Annotated in this window: 16 protein-coding genes, 1 tRNA gene and 2 pseudogenes; 6 read left to right on the top strand and 13 right to left on the bottom strand. The window is 34.6% G+C overall.

Annotated features, from left to right (window positions below; translation table 11 throughout):
• Positions 1–148: 148 nt before the first annotated feature.
• Positions 149–343: a hypothetical protein gene (locus tag LEP1GSC049_RS208560; RefSeq protein WP_016561197.1), complete on the top strand. Its 195-nt coding sequence runs from the start codon at positions 149–151 to the stop codon at positions 341–343.
• 7 nt (positions 344–350) lie between these two features.
• Positions 351–1,847: a polyamine aminopropyltransferase gene (locus LEP1GSC049_RS208565; protein WP_004751236.1), complete on the top strand. Its 1,497-nt coding sequence runs from the start codon at positions 351–353 to the stop codon at positions 1,845–1,847.
• Between the two features lie 383 nt (positions 1,848–2,230).
• On the opposite strand, the gene LEP1GSC049_RS208570 is transcribed toward LEP1GSC049_RS208565, so the two are convergent.
• Entirely contained in the window at positions 2,231–2,449 is a 219-nt protein-coding gene (locus tag LEP1GSC049_RS208570; RefSeq protein ID WP_004762572.1) for a hypothetical protein, read from the bottom strand.
• Between the two features lie 767 nt (positions 2,450–3,216).
• Between LEP1GSC049_RS208570 and LEP1GSC049_RS208575 the strand changes: the two genes are divergently transcribed.
• Positions 3,217–3,606 (top strand): hypothetical protein, encoded by a 390-nt coding sequence (locus tag LEP1GSC049_RS208575; protein ID WP_004751199.1) that lies wholly within the window; start codon positions 3,217–3,219, stop codon positions 3,604–3,606.
• Positions 3,607–4,147: 541 nt separating this feature from the next.
• On the opposite strand, the gene LEP1GSC049_RS208580 is transcribed toward LEP1GSC049_RS208575, so the two are convergent.
• The 12 genes from LEP1GSC049_RS208580 to LEP1GSC049_RS208635 all read right to left on the bottom strand — a co-directional run bounded on the left by LEP1GSC049_RS208580 (position 4,148) and on the right by LEP1GSC049_RS208635 (position 16,591).
• Entirely contained in the window at positions 4,148–4,618 is a 471-nt protein-coding gene (locus tag LEP1GSC049_RS208580; RefSeq protein ID WP_004751216.1) for an EVE domain-containing protein, read from the bottom strand.
• Positions 4,615–6,582 carry an ATP-dependent zinc metalloprotease FtsH gene (gene ftsH, locus LEP1GSC049_RS208585; RefSeq protein ID WP_004758246.1) on the bottom strand — a complete coding sequence of 656 codons (1,968 nt, stop codon included), beginning with the start codon at positions 6,580–6,582 and terminating at the stop codon, positions 4,615–4,617. The genes LEP1GSC049_RS208580 and ftsH overlap by 4 nt, the downstream gene beginning before the upstream one ends.
• A gap of 160 nt (positions 6,583–6,742) precedes the next feature.
• Complete coding sequence (gene pth, locus LEP1GSC049_RS208590; RefSeq protein WP_004751260.1) at positions 6,743–7,306, bottom strand: aminoacyl-tRNA hydrolase; 564 nt, start codon at positions 7,304–7,306, stop codon at positions 6,743–6,745.
• 46 nt (positions 7,307–7,352) lie between these two features.
• Positions 7,353–7,991, bottom strand: a complete 639-nt coding sequence (locus LEP1GSC049_RS208595) for a 50S ribosomal protein L25/general stress protein Ctc (protein WP_004758216.1) — start codon at positions 7,989–7,991, stop codon at positions 7,353–7,355.
• A gap of 17 nt (positions 7,992–8,008) precedes the next feature.
• A complete protein-coding gene (locus tag LEP1GSC049_RS208600; RefSeq protein ID WP_004751269.1) occupies positions 8,009–8,947 on the bottom strand; it encodes a ribose-phosphate diphosphokinase in 939 nt (312 codons plus the stop codon).
• A complete protein-coding gene (locus tag LEP1GSC049_RS208605; protein WP_004758210.1) occupies positions 8,944–9,702 on the bottom strand; it encodes a sugar phosphate nucleotidyltransferase in 759 nt (252 codons plus the stop codon). The genes LEP1GSC049_RS208600 and LEP1GSC049_RS208605 overlap by 4 nt, the downstream gene beginning before the upstream one ends.
• Positions 9,703–9,727: 25 nt before the next feature.
• Positions 9,728–9,803, bottom strand: a tRNA-Gln gene (locus LEP1GSC049_RS208610).
• Positions 9,804–9,807: 4 nt separating this feature from the next.
• Positions 9,808–10,701 (bottom strand): 4-(cytidine 5'-diphospho)-2-C-methyl-D-erythritol kinase, encoded by an 894-nt coding sequence (locus tag LEP1GSC049_RS208615; protein ID WP_004751194.1) that lies wholly within the window; start codon positions 10,699–10,701, stop codon positions 9,808–9,810.
• A gap of 970 nt (positions 10,702–11,671) precedes the next feature.
• Entirely contained in the window at positions 11,672–12,616 is a 945-nt protein-coding gene (locus LEP1GSC049_RS208620) for a helix-turn-helix transcriptional regulator (RefSeq protein ID WP_465781518.1), read from the bottom strand.
• A 469-nt stretch (positions 12,617–13,085) separates the two neighbouring features.
• The gene (locus LEP1GSC049_RS208625) at positions 13,086–13,385 is read right to left on the bottom strand and encodes a hypothetical protein (RefSeq protein ID WP_016561194.1); all 300 of its coding nucleotides are present in this window, start codon (positions 13,383–13,385) and stop codon (positions 13,086–13,088) included.
• A gap of 67 nt (positions 13,386–13,452) precedes the next feature.
• On the bottom strand, positions 13,453–14,922 hold the full coding sequence (locus tag LEP1GSC049_RS208630) for a hypothetical protein (RefSeq protein ID WP_025186096.1): 1,470 nt from the start codon (positions 14,920–14,922) through the stop codon (positions 13,453–13,455).
• 1,333 nt (positions 14,923–16,255) lie between these two features.
• The gene (locus tag LEP1GSC049_RS208635; protein ID WP_004751197.1) at positions 16,256–16,591 is read right to left on the bottom strand and encodes an LIC10421/LIC12816 family protein; all 336 of its coding nucleotides are present in this window, start codon (positions 16,589–16,591) and stop codon (positions 16,256–16,258) included.
• A 2,012-nt stretch (positions 16,592–18,603) separates the two neighbouring features.
• Between LEP1GSC049_RS208635 and LEP1GSC049_RS208640 the strand changes: the two genes are divergently transcribed.
• From LEP1GSC049_RS208640 to LEP1GSC049_RS2000000229200, 3 genes and pseudogenes are all read left to right on the top strand, one after another.
• Positions 18,604–19,905 carry a UvrD-helicase domain-containing protein gene (locus tag LEP1GSC049_RS208640; protein ID WP_025177879.1) on the top strand — a complete coding sequence of 434 codons (1,302 nt, stop codon included), beginning with the start codon at positions 18,604–18,606 and terminating at the stop codon, positions 19,903–19,905.
• Between the two features lie 429 nt (positions 19,906–20,334).
• Positions 20,335–20,406: pseudogene (locus LEP1GSC049_RS2000000229395) on the top strand (Imm7 family immunity protein); the annotation flags it as partial.
• 180 nt (positions 20,407–20,586) lie between these two features.
• Positions 20,587–20,731 (top strand): annotated as a pseudogene (locus LEP1GSC049_RS2000000229200) (Imm7 family immunity protein); the annotation flags it as partial.

Below are 20,731 nucleotides of genomic sequence, written 5' to 3'. Positions count from 1 at the left end.
AAAGACTCTGCTCAAAAACTTACAGCGCGTCCCAGAATCTAATTGTATTTAATCAGAAAAATCAACCTAGATCAAACAGTTCGCCCTTCTTAAGATATTTTGAATATACTCAAACACATTTTTTCTACAAAACCAAAAGGAACATTTTATGAATTTAGTAAAACGACTTTTATATCCCGCCTATGTACTTTGGATTTCCGGTTATCTGACGTATAATAATTTTTACGGAGGTGGTTCCAACGAAGTGGACGAAGTAGAGAATGTGTCCAAAACAGTGCGGGAAAATCCCGGGGTCTACCGCTCTCATTATACAAATTTCATGAGATATTCCGGAGGCAAGTAGAAACGATTTGCAAACGGCGCTTTACATATCGGTCTTAATCATATCTTCTTGCGGTCTCGTCTACGAGCTGTTAGCTGGGACAATCGCCTCTTATTTGTTAGGAGAAACCGTTACACAATTTTCGCTTATCATTGGAACGTATTTATTTTCGATGGGAGTAGGATCCTGGTTATCGAAATATTTAGAAAAAGATCTAATCCCCAAGTTTCTTGAAATAGAACTCGCAATAGGACTTGTAGGAGGATTTAGTTCTACGATACTTTATTTGAGTTTCGGACAAATTCGATATTTTCAGATACCGTTATTCTTACTTGTGGTCTTAATAGGAATCTTAGTAGGACTTGAAATTCCGGTACTATTAAGAATATTAAAAAAAGAATTACAGTTCAAAGAACTCGTATCGAGGGTTTTAAGTTTAGATTACGTAGGAGCATTACTCGCATCGATCCTATTTCCGATCTTCTTTGCCCCAAAATTGGGATTGATACGAACCGGATTTATATTCGGAATTTTGAATGTAGCAGTAGCCCTCTGGGGAACTTGGGCTCTACCCTTAAGACACAGCAAGACGATTCTACTAAGAGCGCAATCGGTTGTAGTGTTGACTTTATTAATTTTAGGGTTTTCTTATTCAGATTTGATCACGTATTATAGCGAAGAATCCTTATATACGGATGAAATCATACTATCTAAACAAACTCAATATCAAAGAATTATAGTAACAAGATGGAAGAACGAAATCCGACTTTTTTTAAACGGACATTTGCAATTCTCATCGAGGGACGAATATCGTTATCACGAAACGTTGGTTCATCCGGCGTTACTTGCACATCCTGCTCCCAAAAAGGTATTGGTTCTCGGGGGAGGAGACGGATTAGCAGTTCGTGAAATACTAAAACATAAAAACGTGGAATCCGTAATATTAGTAGATTTGGATTCAGCAGTTACGAATTTATTCACGGAACACAGAATATTAAAAGAACTGAATGAAGAAAGTTTAAAAAATCCTAAAGTAACTGTGATCAATACGGACGCATTCGTATGGCTGGAGGAATCAGACCAGACATTTGATGTAGTATTGATAGATTTTCCGGACCCGAGCAATTTTTCTTTAGGGAAATTATATACTACTACGTTTTTTCATACCTTAAAAAGAAGAATGAACGAAACTTCCGTATTGGAAATACAATCCACTTCTCCACTTTTTGCACGATCTTCTTATTGGTGTATAGAAAGAACGATCGCGTCTCTCGGATTTCGCACTTTGCCTTTGCATGTATACGTCCCTTCCTTCGGAGAATGGGGGTTTGTGCTAGCGGGGCAAAAACCGATACAGTTCAAAAAAGAATTTCCGGAAAATCTCAAATATTTGAATATTCAAGAATTAGAATCTATTCAAATATTCCCACAAGACATGTCACGCATTCCAGTTGAAATCAATCGACTGGATAACCAAGCACTTGTGCGTTATTACGATCGGGAATGGAATCGGATTTTGGATTAAAAACAGTCAAAATAAAACGCAATTCGTGTTAACTTTCACATCGTAGCCTATTTTTCCGCAAAGATAAAATGTACGGCGAATCCTGCTACAAACTCAGTTGTAAAAACTAAAATCTCTGAAAAGCAGGCCCCCGCCCTCCTGCAACTCAATACCTCTCCTACCGGTAGAAATATAATGGTCAAGAAATTGAATTCCATTGACATAATATTTTATTTTTATAATATCCGTTTCTTGACCCTTCCGCGTCGCAAACATATATATATTCGAATTCCCAAAAAATAAAAGAATAGATCCGAACAAGTTAAACGAATGCAAAATTTTCCAAATCCAATGGGATGTTTTCTAGATTACCCTTTAGACAAAACGCAAGATAGGTCAAAAAACTAACTTTCTTCGATTTCTTTCTGAATTTCTTTCGGCAGCCAATTCCAAACGACGTGATAGTATAATCCTTTTATTTCGTTGTAATTTTCATTAACGAATTTTTCAACAAGCTTTGGATTTTGATAGTGCAACGGTTGATGCATCCAATCATGAACTTTTTCCAAAAACTCAAACAGCCTTTTCACTTCGTCTAAGGAAATTTCGATTTTTTCCGCCATTTGGTAACTTATCCCGTAGCGTGTAATAGTTTAAATTCAAAGCCAAATAACAAAATAGCAATATTTCTCACTCGAACGAAACTTACGATAAAAATTCATGGTATTTAATTTTATTACTACTCGGACGCATGAAAATAGTACCAAGTTATTAACGGCCGAATTTGTGAAAAAAATAGCGCAAATTTGGGATTTACGGCATTTTAGAGCAGGACCAAAACATTCAAATTTTTGAAACAATCCAACACAAATATCCTATTTACGCATCCGAGTAGTAAATTCAGTAATCGCTTAAAAATGAATATCATGATTTCTTTTGAAGTTTTGGAGCAGGCGCAAAAAAATTCTATGTCTTTAACAAAACAAATTAAAATTTTAATTTAAAAAAAATATTATAAAAAATTAATGTTATCTACGTCAATAAGAAGTCGTTAAAAAACTGTAATTCAGAAGTTTTGTAAGAACTCTACATTTCCGTAAAACCCACCATTCATTTTTAATATCATTTTCATACTTCCGAGTAGTAAGCGTCTTGAATTATGAGACAGGCCTACTTTTTAATCGTAAAAATTGAAACTCTCCATTATACAGTTCTGAGCAAAATCGAAATTGTTTTTCTCCTTCTAAGATTGACAGAATTCTTTACAATGAAAATCTAAACAAACATGAAAATGAATTTTTAGAATAGAGACTATGACTTAAATCTGAATTGAAATCCTTTCAAACTAAAACTTTATATGAGTTTCAAAATACTCTACATGAGGAACCGAATGAAAAAAACAATCTACATTTCCACGATTTCTTCCATTACGTTATCTGTTCTGATTAACCTCAGCCTTTCAGCACAACCAGAAAGAAAAATAGAAACGACTGTACATGACTTTATGGAAGATTATACTAAGCCGGCAATCAAAGCAGCCAAAAAAGGAAAACCGGAATATATAGAAAAAATCTTAACAGCAATACCCAGTTTTGCATTAGAAGAACAAAAAGCGAAGTGGACTGAAATTTCTCAAGAAGCTTTAAAAACAAAAGACTATGAACAATCTTGCAAGTCTTGTCATAAAGAATTTAAGAAAGAATATAAGAAAACATATCGCAAAAGACCAATTCAAGTTTCACCAGAATTGATCTCTTATTTAAAAGGACTTAAAAAATAAGTTTTTAACTGAAAAGAATCTCTATAAAATAAATTTCTAATGGTCGTTTCAATAGAGTTGTTGAAAAATTCCATAGTGGAGATTTGCAAAACTGTTCCAATTATCTATCTCAATACAACGGAAATAGATGGAGAATTCATTTTTCAACAATTCTAATGATGGTTTTTCAAAACTGTATTTGACTCCTATAGAATCAAATACCATGAATTTTGAAACAAGTGGGCGATTAAAAATAAAATCCTCCACATATCTTAGCCAATCATTGTTCAAATAGAACCTCGATTATCCACATAATGAACGTTTGGTGTAAGGGAACCCATTTACAATCCGTGGAGTTCCCACATTTATTTTTTACAGAAAAATCAAGTTATTATAAAAACCTTACATCAAACTCGTGTTCAATTAGTTCGAGCGACAATATTCAGAAAAAGTAGTAAGTCCTTCTATATTTTTAAATTTCGAGACAAATTCTCTACAAAATAATCCTTACAACTAACGTACATTAAATGAAAACAAAACATTAGAAAAAAATAAAGTATTATCAAAGTTTTACATCCGCAAGCCCCAAAATGAATTGAAACTCGGCGGCAGAAACCGGTTGAATAGAAAGTCTAGACCCTTTTTTTAAAAGAACCATATTCTTTAATGGTTTATGTTTTTTCATTTCTTCCGTTGTTACTGGCGTTGGAAATTTTTTTTTGAATTTAATATCCACCATATACCAGGTAGGACTTTCAACTTTGCTTTTAGAATCAAAATATTTATGAGAAGGATCAAAAGCAAAATGATCCGGATAACCAGGTTTTACGACTTCTGCAATTCCAACGATCGAAAGCGGATTTGCCCTACTATGATAAAATAGAACCAAATCTCCTTTTTGAACAAGATCGCGTAAATAGTTCCGAGCCTGATAATTTCTTACACCTTCCCAAGGTGCAGTTTTAGAAGGAGAACTATAAAGATCGTCGATCGAAAAGACATCCGGCTCCGTCTTGAATAACCAGTAATTCATTCCATTCCGGCATTATAAGCTGGATTCGTTTTAATTCCGTTCTGCTTTTTAGATTTTACTGTTTTTTCCGGTTTTTTTTTGGCCCCTTCTTCATTTGCAGGATGAACGATCGTCATCAATTCATCGTGAGAGATGGTTTCTTTGGAAAGAAGAGCTTTCGCCAAACCTTCAAACTTAGCAGCATTTTTACGAACTAAATCCCGTCCTTTATTCAAACAAGTCTGAATGATTTCACGGACTTCTTTATCGATCATCGCAGCGAATTCTTCAGAATAATATTTACTGCTATGACCCATATCTCTTCCGATAAAAACGTTGGCTTGATCGCCACTATAATTTACAGTTCCGAGTTTCTCCGACATTCCCCATTCGCAGACCATCTTACGCGCGATATTCGAAGCTTGTTGAATGTCGTTGCTGGATCCGGTAGAAGTAACTCCAAACTTAAATTCTTCGGCGATAAATCCGCCCATCGCTACTACAATCTGATCCAGCCAATACGTTTTAGGAAGGATATGTTTATCTTCTTTTGGTAAAGATTGAGTCAGACCGAGGGCACGTCCTCTCGGAATGATCGTAACTTTATGAACTGGTTCGGTATAAGGAAGAAGAGTTCCCAGGATTGCATGTCCCGCTTCGTGGTAAGCAATAACTTCTTTTTCTTTCTCGGAAATAAAGAACGATTTTCTCTCAGGACCCATCATTACTTTATCACGAGCCTCTTCCAATTCTTCCTGAGTGACTCTTTTTTTATTTTTACGTGCCGCGAGTAACGCACCTTCATTGATTAGATTTGCAAGATCCGCTCCTGTGAAACCGGGAGTTCCCCTAGCAATCGAATGAAGAGAAATATCGCTGGTCATTGGAACTTTACGAGAATGAACTTTGAGAATTTCTTCTCTTCCTTTAATATCCGGAAGATCCACCATAACCTGACGATCAAAACGACCCGGACGAAGAAGAGCTGGATCTAAAACGTCTGCACGGTTGGTCGCAGCCATCACGATCACACCTTCGTTCTTTTCAAAGCCATCCATCTCAACCAGCATCTGGTTCAGAGTTTGTTCTCTTTCGTCGTGGCCACCTCCAAGTCCGGCACCTCTCAAACGACCCACAGCGTCTATCTCGTCTATAAATATGATACAAGGAGAATTCTTTTTACCTTGATCGAATAGATCCCTAACTCTCGAAGCACCGACCCCAACAAACATTTCTACGAAGTCCGATCCCGAGATAGAAAAGAACGGAACCCCCGCTTCCCCTGCAACGGCTCTTGCAAGTAAGGTTTTACCGGTTCCAGGAGGACCAACTAACAAAACACCGGTGGGAATTCTCGCACCGATCGCATGAAATTTTTTAGGATCTTTAAGAAATTCAATGATTTCGACTAATTCTTCTTTTGCTTCTTCGCAACCCGCCACATCTTCAAAGGTAACTTTTACTTTCGGATCCATAGTCATCTTCGCTTTGGATTTACCAAAGGAAAACGCTTTGTTTCCGGTAGACTGGATCTGCCTCATCATAATAAACCAAAAAAGACCTATCAAGATTACGATGAGTAAAATATTACTTCCAATCACGCTCCAGAATTTTCCTTCTTCCGCAGAACGAGCGTCAAAAGATACATTAGCTCTTCTTAAAGAAGAAATCAGGTCTTTATCTAAAGGAGCAATCGTAGTTCTAAACTTAACCGGTTTAGCGGTTTTCGAATCGGCATATTCGGAAGGAATATAATATCCTTCGATTACGTCCTTTTCAATTTGGATTTTGTTGTACTTGTCAACGTTTCCCTTATATAGTTTACCGAGAGGTTTTTTACCTTCTACCGGTTCTAGCATATTCAAAAAGTCTGAATAGGAGATATCCTTGGTAGCGCCTGCGTTATTTTCGTAGTTGTAGGCGATGATCAAAACGACCATCATAATAATTAAAACGAAAAATACGTTTTTTAAATTTTTATTCATGGAGTTCTCCCTTTAACTTAGACGCCTGTGAGATACATAAAACAGGCAAGAGGTTCCTTCCGATAGAATTTCATGTTTCTTCAAAAAGGCAAGGAAGAATTGGCAGAAACCACCAAAAGGCATTCGGAAGAGAACAAAAATCAGTCAGATTTTTTCAAAATCAAAGATGATATTTTTCGATTACGTCGTCTATATCTCCGAGAGAAATAGAACGAATCGCAGCTTCCGCATCATTGATGATTTGAATCAAACTCAGGTTTTCCATCGGTTCAAAATCTTCCTTCAAAAAAGATTCCCTATTTTTCAGATTAAATCCTTCGTTCTGAATACCAATTCGAATTCGAATGAAATTTGGAGAACGAAGAGATTGAACAATGGACTTTACTCCCGGATGATCCGTCTCTTGAGTTCCTTTATCGACTACGATTCTACCAAGAGGAAGTGTCCAGTCTTCTTGAATGACTAAAATTTCTCCCACTTGGATTTTAAGAAACGAAGCGATATATAAAACGGATTCTCCCGAAAGATCGCTAAAAGTCTGAGGTTTTAAAAGTACAACTTCTTCTCCCTCAAAATCACCTCTACCGATCAAAGACTTTTTCTTTTTAGTCTTGATTTCAACATTGATGTTATTAGCGATAACATCTAAAATTTTGAAACCAATATTTGAACGGTTATTGTTGTACCTATCCCCTGGATTTCCGAGTCCGACGATCAGCTTCATGAATACCTATTCTGTTTATCAGATTCAATCTGATGGAAATTTCGTATTACTTCTTACCTTTCTTAGCTTTAGCGTCGTCTGCAACGGCGCCTTTAGCTTCCGCTCTTTCAGCGGCAAGAAGAGCTTTCGTTTTATTCACGGAGGTAACGATCGGATCACCATTAATTAAAATTTCCCAACTTGCAGGAACTTTCAATTGGCTGATTTTAATCGAGTCGCCTACATCGAGGTCAGTGACGTCTATCGTAAGATTTTCCAAAAGATCCTCTGGAATCGTTTTAACTCTAATTTCGTGAATGATATGTTCAAATTGACCTCCGGTTTTGGAACCTTTTGCAACCCCGGTGGTTTCGATACCAATTTTAGTAACGATCTTTTGGCCTGGCACGACTTTATAAAAATCAACGTGACGGATTCTATCGATTTCGGGAAATCTTTGAATTTCTTTCACGAAAACTTTTTGTGTTCCTTGACCTTCAACATCGAGTTCAATCAAAGTTGATTGTCTGATACCGGAGTGAACCATCTTTTCGAGTTCTTTTTCGTTTACCGCGCCGGAAGTAGCAACTCCACCTCCGATAATATTTACAGGTATCATTCCAGAAAAACGAAGACGGTTGTTTTCATTTTTACCTGTTGTTGTTCTTTTTTTGACTGCAATTTTGTGAATCGTGTTCTGGCTCATTCTTATATTACCTAACCTTAATCGAATAAAGTGCTTACGGATTGATTTGTATGAATCCTTTGAATCGCATTTGCAAACAAAGGAGCTACGGATAATGACTTCAATTTGTTAATTTTCTTAGACTCAGGAATTGCGATCGTATTTGCAAGAACGACCTCAGAGAATTGAGCAGAGTTGATCCGATCCACCGCTTCTCCGGAAAGAACTCCGTGAGTCGCCGCGCAGTAAACAGATTTAGCTCCGTGTTTTAAAAGTGCGTCCGCAGCTTTACAAATTGTACCTGCAGTATCTATCATATCATCTAGAAGAATACAATTTTTTCCTTCTATTTCTCCGATCACATTCATCACTTCCGAAACGTTTGCTTTGGGCCTACGTTTATCAATGATCGCAAGAGAACCGTTTACTTTTTTACCGAAAGCTCTGGCTCTTTCTGCGCCACCCGAATCTGGAGAAACGATTACTAGATCATCAATTTTCTTAGTATTAACGTATTCGGCTAACACAGGAGCAAAATGAAGATTGTCCACCGGAACACGAAAAAATCCTTGGATCTGATCCGCGTGTAAGTCCATAGTCAAAATTCGATCCAGTCCTACTACCTCTATCAAATCCGCAACAACTCTCGCGGAAATGGGAACACGGGGTTCTACTTTACGATCTTGACGACCATAACCGTAATAGGGAATCACTACGCTGATGCTGGACACGGAAGCCCTTCTGAGAGCGTCCATAATTAAGATCAATTCCATCAAATGATCGTTAGCTGGGGCCGAAGTGGATTGAACGATAAAAACTTCTTTTCCGCGAACGTTATCTTCGATCTTAACTGAAATTTCTCCATCAGAAAATTTCTTTAGATTAATTTTACCGGATTGAATTCCTAAATGAGTACAAATTTCTTCGGCGATTTGTTTATTAGAACTTCCTGCAAATACGGCAATGTCTCCGTTCATGGATGGACGGCCTCCCCTTTAATCAAAGCGGAAAGCATCTGTAGATCTTCGGGAGAATTTACGCCATGACTTTCAAGGTGATTTTTGAGTTTCATAGCACCTAACTTTTTTCCGGAGTTTCTATATAATTTCACTAGATCGGGAAGGTAATATTCTCCCTGAGCGTTTTGATTTCCGATTTTTCTCAAAGAATCAAAAAGACCTTCTCCATCGAAGACATAGGTTCCGGTGTTAATTTCGTTGATCAATTTTTCTTCGGCAGAAGAATCTTTTTCTTCTACGATAGCCGTTACTTCGCCGGATGAATTGCGGATAATTCTTCCATATCCTGTGGGTTTTTCTACGACTGCGGAAAGGACCGTTGCAGAAAATTCATTCTCTTTGTGTTGTTTTACGATATTAGAAAACGTTTCGGAAGTAATCATCGGAACGTCTCCACAGGCAACGATCACGGAACCTTGAAAATCTTTCAGTTCTGTTTCGGCGCAAAGAAGAGCATGAGCGGTTCCAAGTTGTTCTTTTTGTTCGGCAAAGGTAACACCTGGAATTTTAGAGCAAAGAGACTGAACCAATTCTTTTTTGTAACCTACTACAACTACGATTCGTTCTACACCGGAACCTTTTAGATGATCGAGTACATGTAGAAGCAGCGGTTTGCCATTGAGTTCTACCGCAACCTTAGGCTGATCCGTTTTCATACGGGTGCCCTTCCCTGCGGCTAATACCACAGCGACCTTATCCTGAGTAGGTTTCATCTTTAATCTATGTTAGTAATTTCATTGGCTGGGCTGCTAGGATTCGAACCTAGGAAATGGCGATACCAAAAACCGCTGCCTTACCACTTGGCGACAGCCCAGTTTCTAAAAGTTAAATCGTACGAATGTGAGATTTGAGAATTCCTGCCTAAGCCTTTGTAACAGTTCTTCTTGGATCTCGAGACCCTGCACCAGCCCGTACATACTCGAACCCGAACCGGTCAAAGAACAATAACTGGATCCAAACTCCAGAAATTTGTCCTTAAGAACTCCCAATTCCGGGTGAAGTTGGAAGGCAACCGGCTCAAAATCATTCCAGAGCCTACCCTGAAGAGAGCTCCAATCTCCATTTTTTAGGATAGAAACCAGATTTTCCGACAGAGTGTTTCCATTTTTCTGAGAAGCGCTCTCTTGTAAAGGTTTTTTCAATAAGGAGTACATTTCCGATGTATTCATCACTTGCGGAGTTAACGCAAGAATTCCTTGTCCATGATGAACTTCTATTTCTTCTAAAATTTCTCCCTTTCCGGTAACGAAGGCATGTCCTTCCCCTAGAAAAAAAGGAACATCGGAACCAATTTCGGCGGCAAGAACGAACATTTCATCGGAAGTAAAAAAAGGACGCCAAGAAAAAAGAAAGTTTAATAAAGAAGCCGCGTTCGTACTTCCTCCTCCGAGACCACCGGCAGGAGAAATTCGTTTTGTAATATGAATTTTTACCCCCGGTAGTTCCGGAAAAAGAGATCTCGCCTTTATAAAGGTTTTATAAAGAATGTTTTTTTTAATATCACCTATTTCGGAAACATGGTCATATAATTTACGCTTTTCTAATATAATTTCGTTATTAGAAAAAAGTTCAAAAACTCCGTTAGACGCAGGTTCTATTTCTATATCGTCACCCCAAGAAATTTTTAGAAATACACTTCGAATTTCGTGAAACCCGTCGAGACGTTTAAACGGAATTTCTAATCCAAGATTAATTTTAGCGGGAGAAATCAATGTTTACTCCAGAACAGTTTATGAAAAAAATTAAAACCTGCAAAATGATACACATTTGTTTTATGAAAAATTCTTTTGTAAGTATCATCAATTTTTCCATTAGTGAATCTTTATAAAATCCGAAGACAACTTTCTTAATATCAATTTCTTCATTAAATTTTCTTTTGTGATTGTCATCTAATAAAAAATTCATATCTACAAATAAACAAAACGGTTTTTTATCGATTCGTTTTAATAATCTCTACAAAACTAAGTATTTTAAACTTTTATCTTACTGCTTTGGGATATATCTGCGCCTGTTTAAAACTTAAAATATGAGATCTAACACCAAAAAGCCAACGATTTTAAGTTAGATATAATTTTTTGAGAATTTCTGCGTCTTTGTAAAATCGTCCATTTATTTTATAGTACTATTTTCATACTTCCGAGTAGTAAAAAACTACTTCAATGCAAAACTGGTTCTATCGCTACGAATAACGAAAAGAAACCATAAACCATCTCAAAAATATTAGAATTATTGAAAATGGAGATTAGCAAAACTACCTCAATTGTTCATTTCAATCCGATGGAAAATTAATTCTTCAACAACTCTAATAATTAAATGTTTATTCATTTTCAATCGATAATATATTCAAAATATTATAAAAAGCTTGGGAACAACTACCGGTTCTCAAAAATACCGACAAATTTCAAATTGTTTACAAAACGCTAATTTACAGTTTTGAATTCAATATTTTGTACTCAAACTGGTTCTTGTGATAATTTGCAGTAATCTACTATATAACACTGAGTAAAACTCAAAGATAAGATTATTATTAAATACCTGATCTTCATTTTGTAAAATTTATCGAAAAACGACAAGTTTTGAAACTAGTAATAATAATCCAAAATAAAAATATAAAACACTTTCAATTTATTTAAATTTTATGTTTTTATAATATTCCATAATTAAGTATTGGCACGATCGTATCTAACGAAGAATCGATTCTAATTCTCTCAAAACTCTCTTTGCCAAATGAGCAGGACTTTTCAAAATCACATTTTTTCCAAATGGAAGAATCGTTTCCAAAAACCAATTTTCTTCTCGAATTTTGGCCTTGGATAAATGATAAACTACATCGTCCAACTTTTGGGTTTCTTCAGTCCTTTCCAAATCAAGCTTACGATTGAGATTATAGAACACTTCTCGAGTATGCCAGATTTCTGCGATTCCAGAAGAATTTTCCCAACTTTTACGAAACTCTTCAAACTCTCGGATATAATCCGATTTTTTTTGACCGGCCGGCTGCAAGATTGGGTCCGAACCAATTTTCAAGGAAAGAATATTGTCCAAACGAAAGTTTCGAGGTGCCTTTCGTTCATGACAATACCCTAATAAATAATCTTCTAATGAATGAAATAAAAACCAAGGATCTACTTTTCTACGAGTAGGTTTTTCGCCCATTCTGGATTGATATTCCAAGATCAGAGATTTTTCGCTTTGAATCGCGCTTTGAATATCAGTTTTGTAAACAGAAAGCGCTTCCTGGCCGGCGATAGGGACAATAGAAATGATTTTCTGAAGTATTTTACGAGCAGTCGAATTTGTTTTTGGATCGGAGCTAACTTCTACAACTTTTTCTAAAATTTTTCTAAGTGTCAGCCATTCTCGAATGCTCAAACGCAAACTAGAATCAAAACGAAAAGGTAAAATCAAACCGAACGTATCCGTTTCGGAATCGTAATCGACTTCGATCAAATCGGCAACGTGAGGAGTTGCTCCAAGAAAAAAAAGTTCTCCCAATTGTTCTTTTAAATCTTTTTGATTGTTGATTCCGGTCACACTGGCGAGTTCTTCGAGAGTCATTCGTTTACCATCTCGAAGATGACGAATCAGATTCAATTTAAAATTCAGTCGAACTGTACTTGGATTCACACCTCAAATGTAAAAATGGCGCACATTCTTGTAAACCGGAAATGTAAGAATTTTCTAAAAGCATGAGCTCCTACGATTTTAGGATTGGTTCGTGAAATCGTGACCTGTGATAGTTTCCACATTTTAAGAACCAATTTGTAAAGTTTAGATTCCAACTTTTTTCAGAAAAATGAATCATGACCGAACTCACGTTTATTAGAGTTGTTGAAAAATTAATTCTTGATCTGTTTGTATTGAATTGAAATGGACAATTGAAGCAATTTTACGAATCTTCACTATGAAATTTTTCAACAACTCTATTATATGTTATAAGTAACAAAATGACATTATCCATTCGTTTAAATGAAAAAAAAATATTTTAGAAAATTTACATAAAGTAGATTTTTAATTTTTGTGAGACCATAAAACAGAGATTCTATGCAAAGACTGGATTGGAGAATAATTGTTTTTGAATATTATAGAAATCTATTTAATTCGTTTTTGGTTTATCGGAAATTTGTTCAGTATTTGGTTTTGCGAAACAACTCAAAGAAAGACCTTCAACCAAATAACAAATTGCTTCCGAGGATACACATTTATGTCCGTCGTCATATTTTTGCCCGTTTATGATGAGTTCAATTTTTTGACAGGTCATCTTTTCTTTTACGGTTTGATTTTCTTCTTGGGCGAATAGGTTTGAAGAAAAAATCGAAAAATAAACGATGATCAAATTTTGGAACACACTATAAGTCACGGTTTTTAGAAAATTTGTATATAAACTCAGTTTCATGGCGATTTTTTAAATCCTTTACTTTTAAAATACTGGTTCTTATTGAGTTTCCTTGTCAACTAAGGATTCAGACCTTGGGACTCTTACGATTGTTCCAAAGCCAAAGGTAACTCAATATTAATATCGGCATTAAAAAAATTCCAATCCAAGTCCAATTTAATAAATCCTTCCAAGATAAATTGGGATCAGTCCATGAAGGTAAATAAGTAAGAATTCCTTTCGGAAAAAACCCGAATCTTTTATTAGAATCTGGCTCCATTAAGTGATAGAGAGAAGCAGTGTGATCAAACCAATATTTTCCGATCCAAATTTGATAAATGACATAAAGAATAAAAATTTTCCAAGTAATTTGTTTAGATAACATTTTCCATCCACAAAGAACGGGCAAAAAAAATAAGACTGCGGCACTCCATTGAAATCTTCCTGGAAGTGCAAGACACCCATAAGAACAAGGATGTCCTGCGTTGAGTCCAAGTTGTAAAACTAAAACCAATAATAGAAGTACTCCGATCTTTCTTGAATTTGTATCTCGAATGAGTAATAAAAATCCAATGATTCCCTGAAGCCATATCATAGGATTTTGAAAAAAAAGTCCTTGGTTTCGATCCATAAAAAGGCCTAAAAATACTGTGATCCAATGAGAAAAATTTAGTTCGAACGTAGGGGGAGAATTTGTTTTTCCATAAGGGCCGAAAATCGATTGAAACCATATAAAATTGCAAATCAAAAGACTCAAAATAAAAAATAGAGAAGTACCGAGCAATATTCCTTTGGATTTCAGATTTAACTTTTTATCAATTAGGATCCAAAAAAGTATAAGCGTTATAATGGGTAGATTTTTTACATGGAACCAAATTAGACTTCCGATCGCAAGCCCACATACAAAAATAAGAATATTTTGATTTTCGAATATTTTTTTAAACTTAGAAGTGAGATTTTTTTTTAAAACTTCTGGAGGTGGTGAGTATGTGTTTGGCGTGAGAATGTCTCTACAAGTTCTAGAATCAATTTTAAGTAGAATCGTAAAAACTAAGATGAATAATATTCCGGTCGGTAAATCTGGAAAGATTTGTCCTGCAGCCAAAGGAAAAGGAAGACTCATTGAATATAAAACTGCGATTGCCGTCGCTTCCGTTCCAGAGAATTGAAACGTTTTTCCCAATTGATAGAATAAAAAAGGTAGAATTCCTGCTAAAAGAGCAAGACTTATTCGAGCACCCACAATTCCATAAATTGAATATCCAATTGATACAATGTAGGAAATTCCAATCGAATGGATACTATAGTATTTTCCATTTTTTTCTATCGTATGATTTTCTACGTCTACGGGGCCGATGATTTTTTTTACAACTCTGTCTTCTTCGTAATTGTTTCTAAGATCAAAATCCCAATCTTTTAGAATACTTTCCGAAATCATTAGATAATGTGGTTCATCTCCTGTGATCGGGATTTTCTTTTTCTTTTCCCAACTTAGGATGGTTGTGATGTAATACAGAACTGGTAAGCTGAGTATTAAAATGAGAAATATCTTTCGCACTTCGAAAGAATTTTTTTCTATTTCTGATTGTCAATCAGGATGTAGTTTCTTGAATTGAGTTCTCATTTTTGGTTTGATAGAGTTGGAAATGATATTGTTGTATTTTCTAAATTCAAAAAAATGCAATATCTATTCTTTGAGTCTTATCTGAGAATTTGTACTGAAAATTTAAATTGTGGGAACTACCACGAAAATTTCAGTACGACTCGGAGTTATCCTAAAAATACGTAAAATTCTACCTCTAACCGGAATTTGTCCGTTTATGGGATTATTATATAGAAATCAGTAAACAATAAAGAGACGTAATCTGTGGGAACTACCACATAAATTCAGAATTTCAAGACGATTTCATTTAAGGTTTTACTCAGGGCTGCATAATAAAATGCATACTCAGAATTATATAATCAAGTATCCAACCGAATAGTTTAACATTTCAATAATAGAATTGTTGAAAGTGGAGATTAGTAAAATCGCTTTCGCATTAAATTTTATCGAACTCACGTTAAAATAACGTGAATTCTACGTAAGGAAATCAGAGCGAATCCGGCTTTGCCATAGGCAGCCACCAGGCTCTTTAGTTCTGGTCAATAAATTGCATGCAGGAAACGTTATACAATGTATCGTTTTTAGTTTCAATTTATTATAGAACGCGATTCATAAAGAGCATTCTGCTAAGTCCCTCTCGCATCGATCCTTTTTGCGTTATGCCAAACTCACGTTAACTAGTAAATCCACGACTTGCGAAAGTTTTCCATTTATTTTTTTACGAAAAAATTGACCTAAAAAAAAGGATTTCTTATACAGAATTTACATTATCTTTATTTAAAATTCCAAATTCTAAAATATTTTTAAGACGGCTTTCTTAGAACTCAGTAAAACCTATTTAAATGAAGAATATTAGAGTTGTTGAAAATTCTATATTAGAGATTCACAAACTGTTTCAATTATCCATTTCAATACAACAAAAACAGATGAAGAATTTATTTTTCAACAACTCTATTATATATTTTTTATATGATTTTGAGCAAACAAATAATCTTAACTCAATTAACGTAAGATCAGTAATATGCACCAAACTATTGAGAACCATAGGAATTTTTTATTTTTTTAAATCAAAATAACTTTCAATTGAAAAATCAAAACATAAAACATCTTACTCAGAACTATATAAATAAAATATTCAGTATTTTACATTAAAACATGGTTTTACAAAAAAAAATCTCAGTACTCAATTTATAGAACTCATTACAAGGTCCCTTACAATAAAAAAGGCGCCGCAGCGCCTTTTTTATTTTTAGTCTATGAAAAAGAAAAGTTGAAGTGAACGAAAATATTAAAGGCTTCCTAAAACGGATTGATATCTTTGAGCTTCTTTTTCCAGAGCTTGAGCCTGTTTCAAATATTTTTGAGATTGAACGCTGCTTGCAAGAAATTTTCCACCTGTAGATCTTCTTGCAAGTTCACGAAGTTCTTCTGCCCTAGTTACCTTTTGTTGAGCAATCGCTTTTAAATAATTTCCAATCGCAGTCTTTTGTTCTTTAGTAACCGCACTTTCAACAAGCGCCTTTTCCAAAAGTTGATCTTCAACTTCTTCAGATACAGCAAATACGGAACCTGCAGATAAAAAACCAAAAAGGGAAACGATAAGAATCAGTTTATTTATTTTCATGATTGAAACCTCAAACGAACATTTTTAGAAGAGCGAATCTTCAGTACTAATCTGACTTCACCACAGTAAGAAATAAATCAAAAAAAAAATTTATATGTCCTTTTTTGAAAAATTCTTTCAAATACTTTATAAAATTTGCATATTCTATTTTCATTAAGCATTTTCAGTTCTAAATGATATGAAAGCATACATTGCGATTAAAGTAAGCTTATTACTTACGATTTTGATTTCAAAATTGATTGTGATAAGCACAACATAAAAAAGTATGCCTAATCGAGATACGTTTGTCCAGCTATCACACAACATTCTTCATTTTATAAACAATTTCTCTTAAAACTGTTTCTTAAAATGAAAAATTTGCGCTCATTATAATCATTCAAAGTTCATTTTCGAAAAAAATAAGAACAAATGCCCATTCAATCAACATTGCTTAATTTTTAGGCATTTAAACTTCAAGAAATCGGATCTATATCCAGCAAAATTTCTCACAAATGAATAAATTCTAATTAAATTGATGCGAGCTTTTGAATTTCATTTTGGAAAAAATTTTTTGTAAGTGTTCTAATAAGCAACTTTTAACGATGTTATTCATTTTACTCAAAACTATATAAAAAAGTACTAAATACTTTTGCTTTGAAATAAAAGTTTACGATCAAAATTTACGATTGGGGATGTATGAGAATAATACCAAAAATTAACTGGCAATTTTTACCAAAAGTTCCCAAAAAAACCTACTGAGATTTTGAACTTTTTTGTGGTAGTTCCCACATTCTAACTTTTCAAACAAGTTCATGATAGTGTATTGTTTTGGATATCTACGAGTAGTAAAATATTCAATTTTATAAGATCAAAAAAATCTTATCACAAAAACTTAAAAATCAATTTCTTGGAAACCTCGATAAAACGTGGTAGTTCCCACAGATTACGTCTCTTTATGATTCATCCCATATAGTAATTTTTGCAACTCACAGTAACTAACGTGAGTTCACGTAAAGAGTCCGTGATTCATTTTTTTTCTGAAAAAAATTGAAATCCGAACTTTGCAAATAGATGACTTTATAAAATTGTAGGAACTTATACTTTGAGAAAATTCTTTCCCATCTTCTTACACCAAACTCATGTTATTACTACTCGGACTTGTGAAAAGAATACTATGTTTGTACTTGTTTCAAAACTTAGAATGTGAGATCCTTTTAAAAAAGCTAACAATTCTAAGTTTGACGCAATTTCACGAGGACTTCTTTTTTTAAAGAAATTACCTGTTAATTTTTTGGTACTATTTTTATACGTCCGAGTAGACAAGTCCTATTTTTGCGTAAAACATTAGAGTTGTTGAAAAATTCCATGCGGAAGATCAGAAAAACCGCTTCAATGGTCCATTTCAACACATGGTGAATTGATTTTTCAATAACTCTATTGAATACTTTGGTATATACTTCTGTGTAAAACCAATTCACTACAACAGTACATAAAATAATATTTTACTGATCCTTATAAAATCGAACGTCGTAAATGTTACGATAACGTGTCGGTTAACGCGAGTTCGGCGTAGTCCAATGCGAAAACGTTTGAAACTCAGCAAAACGCTCTCTCTAACTCAGCGTCTCACTCCCCATGAGTCGTTCGACAGATCGCGTTTTAAATTGAAACTTAAGACAAAATATCGCATTAAGTTTCTTTCATACAATTTATTAACTGGAACTAAAGAGCGCGGTTCGGCGAAGTTGGATTCGCCAGAATTTTCTTACTCTAAATTTATAGGATTGAAATGTAAACTGTTGCTTTAGTTCTTTATTATATACTTATGAGTAAGTTTCTTTTAAAAAGTTAAAATCTAAAACCTTACTTAAAAAAGATAAATATTTCAATCTATAAAAACTTTTACTTTTTCGCAAAAGCCACCGTTGATGTCGGTATCATTTTTATATGTTTCTGTAATCAATCCGTAAAAACATTAAAAAAATAGAACCGTGCTTTCGGCTCTCGGAACCGTAATCCATAAGAGGGAAAAAATGAAAAACAAAGTTCAATACAGTTCAGCACAACAAAAAGTAATCGATGAAAACACAAGATTTGTTCAAGTAGTCGCCGCCGCAGGTTCTGGCAAAACTAGTACGATGGTTGGGATCATCGAAAGAATTTTAGTTGAAGACTTATTTCCAGAAGAATCCGTTTTGGTTCTAACTTTTTCGCGCAAAGCCGCGATTGAAATTTCGAATAGAATCCAAAAAGTCACGGATAAAAATTCTATCAGAGTTCAAACATTTCACGCATATTGTTTATATGCTCTCAGTCAATGGCATCCTAGATTTATATTACAAAAACCTAAAATCCTCTCTCCGGAAGAGAAAAATCAATTCTACCGAGGATTTCTAAAAAAAGAACAAAATAAAATCGGTGGAATTCCTTACGATTTTTTTTGGGCTGAAAATATTTCTTTTATCCAAGAAAATTTTTCAGAACTCAAAAAAGATTTAGAATTCGCTTATCAAAAATTCAAACAAAACAATGGCTTTTTAGATTTTGAAGATTTAGTAAAAATGTTCTTAGACGGCCTTAAAAACAAAGAGGAATGGACCTTTAAACCCAGAAGCCTCCTTCAAAAAATCATAGTAGATGAATTTCAAGATACCGATTTAGAACAACTTGAATTCCTAAAGTTGTTGTCCCAAAGCGCGTCTATCGTCGTGGTAGGAGATGACAGCCAAGCAATTTATAGTTTTCGAGGAACTTCTCCCGAAGCTTTTTTAAACTTTCAAAATCTTTTTCAACCCTGTAAGGTTCATTTTTTAAACACGAATTACCGGTCTCTTCCGGAGATTATAAGCACATCCTCGATTCCAATCCAAAAGAATCGTCATAAGATCGACAAAGAAGTTTTTCCTTTTCGTCATGAAAAAGGTTTTGTCGGAAAGATCTTCATCGAAGAAACAGCAGATCTAATTCCATTTCTTAATCGAGCGATTCCTACTTCGAAAGACGATTTTAAAATTTTATGTAGGTCTAATTTTAGGATTTCTGAATATATTAGAGAAGGTATTCCAAAACGTTATCTAATGACGATTCATGCAAGTAAAGGTTTAGAATTCCATACCGTATTTGTTGACGTTGCAGACGGCTGGAACGTAAGACTCGATTCTACTTTAAAGATCATTGAAGAAGAAAGAAGAATTCTATACGTTGGTTTATCAAGAGCCAAAGATCGTTTGTTTGTCTTAGGAACCGGTAAAAATTCGAGAAGGGAAACGATAGAAAACACATTTTTCAACTATTTCAAAAAACTCAAAAATATAACTCCGGAAGATTTAACCTAGAAATATTTTTACCCATGCTCATATAAAAATAAAAGTCTATCGTATGTTCTTTTACCGTAGCCTTTTTAGATTTGGAAGTGATTTTCCGAATTTTATTTTTTACCCACTCATTCTTTAGATAGATATATTCTAACTTTTGCAATTACCAGTTTGATTAGGAAAAACTGTAAATCGATTATTAATTACTACTCGGACAGATGAATAGAATACTTGGATTAGATTGTTTCAAAAATTTGAATATTTTGGTCCTGCTTTAAAATGCAGTAAATCCCGAATTTGCGGTATTTTTTAAGTACCACTATTTTTTTCGTAAATTCGGCCGTTAATAACTTGGTACTATTTTCATGCGTCCGGGTAGTAACATCATAACCTTACCCACAAGTTGAATAGGATTTTAGAATCAAAATTGAACTAAAGCAAAACGCTCTCTACCATAACCTTACCCACAAGTATTTAGATTTCAATATTAAATCTGTGGGAATTACGACAAATCCTCTGTAAAACTGAGTTCCCACCCTTATTTTTGGGTGGGGGCGGAGGTGGAGAAATTCGGAAGACTTTTCTCTATCAGAAAAACATGCTTTTTGCAAGTAAAAAGACTCATTCTTGTCGGAACACTTGAAAAATGTGCGTTTTTGAGCCTTATGATTCTAAAATCCTATTCAACTTGTGGGTAAGGTTATGGGTTCTTACGGGCTTCTTTATATCCACGATGAAGAAGATGATAAAAATGAATCGATCACTCCAATGAATTTGTAGTTTGGAATTAGCAAGAGGTCATTTGAACCAGAAAGGATCCTTTTTATCCCCATATATTCCCTCGATT

The sequence above is a fragment of the Leptospira kirschneri serovar Cynopteri str. 3522 CT genome (genome assembly GCF_000243695.2).
In the GTDB taxonomy this organism is placed as follows: Bacteria; Spirochaetota; Leptospiria; order Leptospirales; family Leptospiraceae; genus Leptospira; species Leptospira kirschneri.
Note: the sequence above shows the minus strand (reverse complement) of the source record. Positions and strands in the feature narration are given on the sequence as shown.